The sequence below is a fragment of the Paraburkholderia sp. XV genome (assembly GCF_020177535.1).
GTDB classification, from domain to species: Bacteria; Pseudomonadota; Gammaproteobacteria; order Burkholderiales; family Burkholderiaceae; genus Paraburkholderia; species Paraburkholderia caribensis.
Window position 1 is genome coordinate 1 of record NZ_JAGUUD010000220.1, and the last position, 5,298, is coordinate 5,298.

General features: G+C 62.1%; 4 protein-coding genes. 3 read left to right on the forward strand and 1 reads right to left on the reverse strand.

Annotated elements, in window-relative coordinates; translation table 11 throughout:
- Positions 1–130: 130 nt before the first annotated feature.
- Positions 131–1,042: a LysR family transcriptional regulator gene (locus tag KFO72_RS41145; RefSeq protein WP_060602650.1), complete on the reverse strand. Its 912-nt coding sequence runs from the start codon at positions 1,040–1,042 to the stop codon at positions 131–133.
- Between the two features lie 181 nt (positions 1,043–1,223).
- Between KFO72_RS41145 and gcl the strand changes: the two genes are divergently transcribed.
- The 3 genes from gcl to KFO72_RS41160 all read left to right on the forward strand — a co-directional run bounded on the left by gcl (position 1,224) and on the right by KFO72_RS41160 (position 4,883).
- Entirely contained in the window at positions 1,224–2,999 is a 1,776-nt protein-coding gene (gene gcl, locus KFO72_RS41150) for a glyoxylate carboligase (protein ID WP_054930368.1), read from the forward strand.
- A gap of 107 nt (positions 3,000–3,106) precedes the next feature.
- Positions 3,107–3,907, forward strand: coding sequence for a hydroxypyruvate isomerase (gene hyi, locus KFO72_RS41155; RefSeq protein WP_054930367.1), 801 nt, complete (start codon positions 3,107–3,109; stop codon positions 3,905–3,907).
- Between the two features lie 67 nt (positions 3,908–3,974).
- Positions 3,975–4,883, forward strand: coding sequence for a 2-hydroxy-3-oxopropionate reductase (locus tag KFO72_RS41160; protein ID WP_054930366.1), 909 nt, complete (start codon positions 3,975–3,977; stop codon positions 4,881–4,883).
- Positions 4,884–5,298 lie beyond the last annotated feature (415 nt).

The following is a 5,298-nucleotide window of genomic DNA, read 5'->3' on the forward strand; positions in this document are numbered from 1 at the left end:
GCAAAGAAAAGTAGGTGCCGCCCCGCACAGGGGCGACGCATGAAGCTAGATAACGTAACGCGGATGCCAGCACAAAGGCCAAGGCAAAGCGCAAAGCCCAACCCCCAACCGAAAGGCAAAAAACCCTACCTCACCCCGCATTCACCCAGTAATCAGGCCGCGCATAAACCTCTTTCAGATAATCAATGAAGTACCTCACTTTCGCGGGCACATACCGCTGCTGCGGATAAACCGCAAGAATGTCGTAATCAGGCAGCGCATATTCATCGAGCACGGTCTCGAGCTCGCCCCTCGCGAGTTGCTGATCGATCTCCCACGTCGAGCGCCAGCCAAGCCCGAGCCCTTCGGAAACCCACCGATGCAGCAGCTCGCCATCATTGCAATCCAGCGTCCCACCGACCCGCACCGTCGTCAGCTTGCCATTGCGCCGGAAATACCAGCCGCGGTTCTGCCCGCCTTGCAGATTGAACGCGAGGCAATTGTGCGCCGGCAAATCCTCGAGCGTCTTCGGCTTGCCATGCTGACGAAAATACTCAGGCGTCCCGCACACGACCCGCCGGTTCGTCGCCAGCTTGACGGCCACAAAGTTCGGATCGACCGCGCCACCAATACGGATCGACAGATCGTAGCCCTCACGCACCAGATCGACGACGCGGTCGGTCAGATTGAACGAAACCTGTAATTCAGGCTTGTCCTTCAGAAATTCAGGCGCGAGCGGCGCAACATGCTTACGCCCGAACGCGGCAGGCGCCGATACGATCAGATGCCCATTGACCGAGCGCCGCCCCGCCATCAGCTCGTTTTCCGCCTGGTCCCACTCGCTGAGCAACCCGCGGCAGCGCTCGAGAAACGCCGCACCCTCTTCGCTGACCACCAGCCGGCGCGTCGACCGGTACATCAGTTTGACGCCCAGGCGCTTTTCGAGCGCGTCGATCCGCCGCCCAAGAATCACGGGCGACACGCCTTCTTCCAGCGCCGCCGAAGCAAGACTGCCCGCGTCGGCAACGCGCACGAACGTCTCAATCTGTTTGAAGCGGTCCATCTTCGTCTCCACAAGCCCGTGGCGCGGGCGTCTCCCGTCTGCGCACGCGGTCACGCGCGCCCGTCCCATTCCATACTTTTTGTTTTGGAATAAGCGACCGTGAATGATCTTATCAAACCTTAGATGCAGTCTTAAAGTGTGCCTAACACCCATCCGCTTTACAGACTTCCAGGAGACATTCATGGCCAAGATGAGAGCCGTCGACGCAGCGGTGCTCGTGCTCGAAAAAGAAGGCATCGACACGGCTTTCGGCGTTCCCGGCGCCGCCATCAACCCGTTCTACTCGGCCATGCGCAAGGCAGGCAACATCAGTCACGTGCTGGCGCGCCACGTCGAAGGCGCATCGCACATGGCCGAAGGCTATACGCGTGCAGCGCCCGGCAATATCGGCGTGTGCATCGGCACGTCGGGCCCCGCTGGCACCGACATGATCACGGGCCTCTACTCCGCCTCCGCCGACTCCATTCCGATTCTCGCGATCACCGGCCAGGCGCCGCGCGCGCGTCTGTACAAGGAAGACTTCCAGGCCGTCGATATCGAATCGATCGCCAAGCCCGTCACGAAGTGGGCCGTCACGGTGCGCGAACCGGCTCTCGTGCCGCGCGTGTTCCAGCAGGCGTTCCACCTGATGCGCTCGGGCCGTCCCGGCCCCGTGCTGGTCGACCTGCCCATCGACGTGCAACTCGCCGAAATCGAGTTCGACATCGACACCTACGAGCCGCTGCCCATCTACAAGCCCGCTGCAACGCGCAAGCAGATCGAAGCCGCGCTCACGCTGCTCAACGACTCCGCGAAGCCGTTGATCGTCTCGGGCGGCGGGGTGCTGAACGCCGCCGCTGAAGACCTGCTCGTGCAGTTCGCTGAAACGGTCGGCGTGCCCGTGATCCCGACGTTGATGTCGTGGGGCGCGATTCCCGACGATCACCCGCTGATGGCAGGCATGGTCGGCCTGCAAACGTCGCATCGCTACGGCAACGCGACGATGCTCGCCTCCGACTTCGTGCTCGGCATCGGCAACCGTTGGGCGAACCGTCACACGGGCAGCGTCGAGGTCTATACGAAGGGCCGCAAGTTCGTGCACGTCGATATCGAACCGACGCAGATCGGCCGCGTGTTCGGCCCGGATCTCGGCATCGTGTCCGACGCGAAGATCGCGCTCGAACTGTTCGTCGAAGTCGCGAAGGAATGGAAGGCAGCGGGCAAGCTGAAAGACCGCAGCGCATGGGTCGAGGAATGCCAGACACGCAAGCGCACGCTGCAACGCAAGACGCACTTCGAGAACGTGCCGATCAAGCCGCAGCGCGTGTACGAAGAGATGAACAAGGTGTTCGGCCGCGATACGTGCTATGTGAGCACGATCGGTCTGTCGCAGATCGCCGCCGCGCAGTTCCTGCATGTGTTCAAGGCGCGCAACTGGATCAACTGCGGCCAGGCCGGCCCGCTCGGTTGGACGATTCCGGCAGCGCTGGGCGTGCGTGCCGCCGATCCGCAGCGCCCCATCGTCGCGCTGTCGGGCGACTACGACTTCCAGTTCATGATCGAAGAACTGGCCGTGGGCGCGCAGTTCAAGCTGCCGTACGTGCATGTGGTCGTGAACAACTCGTATCTGGGCCTGATCCGCCAGGCGCAGCGCGCGTTCGACATGGACTTCTGCGTGCAGCTCGCATTCGACAACATCAACGCGCCGGAACTCGAAGGCTATGGCGTCGATCACGTCGCGGTGGCGGAAGGCCTCGGGTGCAAGGCGATCCGCGTGTTCAAGCCGGAAGAGATCAAGCCCGCGCTCGAAAAAGCGCAGTCGATGCTCTCCGAGTACAACGTGCCCGTGATCGTCGAAGTGATTCTCGAGCGTGTGACGAACATTTCGATGGGCGCCGAGATCGACGCGATCAACGAGTTCGAAGAACTCGCGGTAAGCCGCGCCGATGCACCGAGCGCCGTCAGCCTGCTCGACTGATCGCGACTGAGTGTTTTACCCGCCTCATCCGGGCGGACGCGTTTCCAGCGAAACGCATCCGCCCGCGCCGTGCTGTTCAATTTGACCGACCAGAGAGAAAAAGCAACATGCCGAAATTTGCCGCGAATCTCACGATGCTGTTCAACGAAGTCCCGTTCCTCGACCGCTTCGCAGCGGCCGCCGACGCGGGCTTCGACGCTGTCGAGTTTCTTTTCCCGTATCCGTATCAGATCGCTGAATTGTCCGAGCGGCTCACGCAGAACAAGCTGAAGCTCGTGCTGCACAACCTGCCCGCCGGCAACTGGGAAGCGGGCGAACGCGGGATCGCTTCGCTGCCGGATCGCGTCGGCGAGTTTCAGGAAGGCGTGGGCCGCGCGATCGAATACGCGAAGGCGTTGAAGGTGCCGCAACTGAACTGCCTCGTCGGCATTCCGAAGGGTGTCGATGCCGACAAGGCGCGCGCGACGATCGTCGATAACCTGCGCTTTGCTGCCGCCGCGTTGAAGAACGAAGGCATCCGGCTGCTCGTCGAGCCGTGCAACTCGTACGACATTCCGGGCTTCGCATTGAACCGCTCGTCGGAAGGACTCGATGTGATTCAGGCCGTCGGCTCCGACAATCTGTTCCTGCAATACGACATCTATCACATGCAACGGATGGAAGGCGAACTCGCCGCGACGATCAAGAAGCACTTGGCGCAGATCGCTCACATCCAGCTCGCCGACAACCCGGGCCGCAACGAGCCGGGCACGGGCGAGATCAACTATCCGTTCCTGTTCGATCTGCTCGATTCGCTGGGTTATCAGGGCTACGTCGGCTGCGAGTACAAGCCGCGCACGACGACGGCGGAAGGCCTCGGCTGGCTGGAGAGCGTCGCGGGCGTGAAGCGCGCCCATGCCTCCGCCTGATATCGCCGCCTGACTGCAACGACACACACGAGCACATTTCGAACCTCATTTACTGGAGACACATTCAATGGCAAAGATCGGTTTCATCGGCCTCGGCATCATGGGCGCGCACATGGCGCGCAATCTCATCAAGGGCGGCCATACGCTGTTCGTCAATGGCGCGTACCCGGTGCCGGACGATCTCGCCAAAACGGCCACGTCGGTTGCTGATTCGACGGCTGTTGCGCAGGCGGCCGATATCGTCGTGATCATGGTCCCCGACACGCCCGACGTGGCCAACGTGCTGTTCGCCGATGACGGCGTGGCGAAGGGCCTGACGAAGGGCAAGCTCGTGATCGACATGAGCTCGATCTCGCCGCTCGACACGCAGGCGTTTGCGAAGAAGATCAATGAACTGGGTTGCGACTATCTCGACGCGCCGGTCTCGGGCGGCGAAATCGGCGCACGTGATGCGACGCTGACGATCATGGTCGGCGGGCCGCAAAAGTCGTTCGATCTGGCCAAGCCGCTGTTCGACCTGATGGGCAAGAACATCTCGCTGATCGGCGACAACGGCGCGGGACAGACCTGCAAGGTGGCGAACCAGATCATCGTTGCGCTGAACATCGAAGCCGTCGCGGAAGCGCTGTTGTTCGCGGCCCGTTCGGGCGCCGATCCGGAGCGCGTGCGCAAGGCGTTGATGGGCGGCTTCGCGTCGTCGCGCATTCTTGAAGTGCATGGCGAGCGCATGACGAAGCGCACGTTCAACCCTGGCTTCCGGATCGAGCTGCACCAGAAGGACCTGAACCTCGCGCTCGATGGCGCGCGCAAGCTTGGCATTGCGTTGCCGCATACGGCGAGTGCCCAGCAACTGTTCAGCGTGTGCGCGGCGAACGGCGGCAAGGCATGGGATCACTCGGCGATGGTTCGCGCGCTCGAAATCATGGCGAATTTTGAGGTCGCGCAGGCACCTGCTGCTGATCAGAAAGCGGCTTGAGCGAGCCTGTGACGCTTTTCTGATGCAACGACGGCTGCCGTGTACCTGATCGCGGCGGCATACAAGTGGGGCGCCTGGTCCGGCGCGCGGCACGCATCGGATCGGGCAAATCATGTCGCTCTGGGCTGAGAGCGGCAAGTGGGGTCCGCAGCGGCACCCGGCGATGACGGGGAAGCCTTGGTCGGTCAGACGTCATCGTCGGGTGTCCTGCTGTGGTTTGGTTTTTGGTTTTTTTTTGTCTGCGACGCTGTGGGGCCTATGCGGTGGGTGCTGTGTGGGCGCCTTTGCGGCGCGGGCGGTTTTGGGTTTGGTTTGGTTTGGTTTGGTTTGGTTTTCGCTGGCATCCGCGCTACGTTAGCTTGCTTCAGGCGTTGCCCCTGTGCGGGGCGGCACCTACTTTTCTTTGCCGCCGCAA

Coding starts and splice junctions, on each gene's coding strand:
- gcl (WP_054930368.1), top strand. CDS start 1,224: ATGGCCAAGATGAGAGCCGTCGACGCAGCGGTGCTCGTGCTCGAAAAA.
- hyi (WP_054930367.1), top strand. CDS start 3,107: ATGCCGAAATTTGCCGCGAATCTCACGATGCTGTTCAACGAAGTCCCG.
- KFO72_RS41145 (WP_060602650.1), bottom strand. CDS start 1,042: ATGGACCGCTTCAAACAGATTGAGACGTTCGTGCGCGTTGCCGACGCG.
- KFO72_RS41160 (WP_054930366.1), top strand. CDS start 3,975: ATGGCAAAGATCGGTTTCATCGGCCTCGGCATCATGGGCGCGCACATG.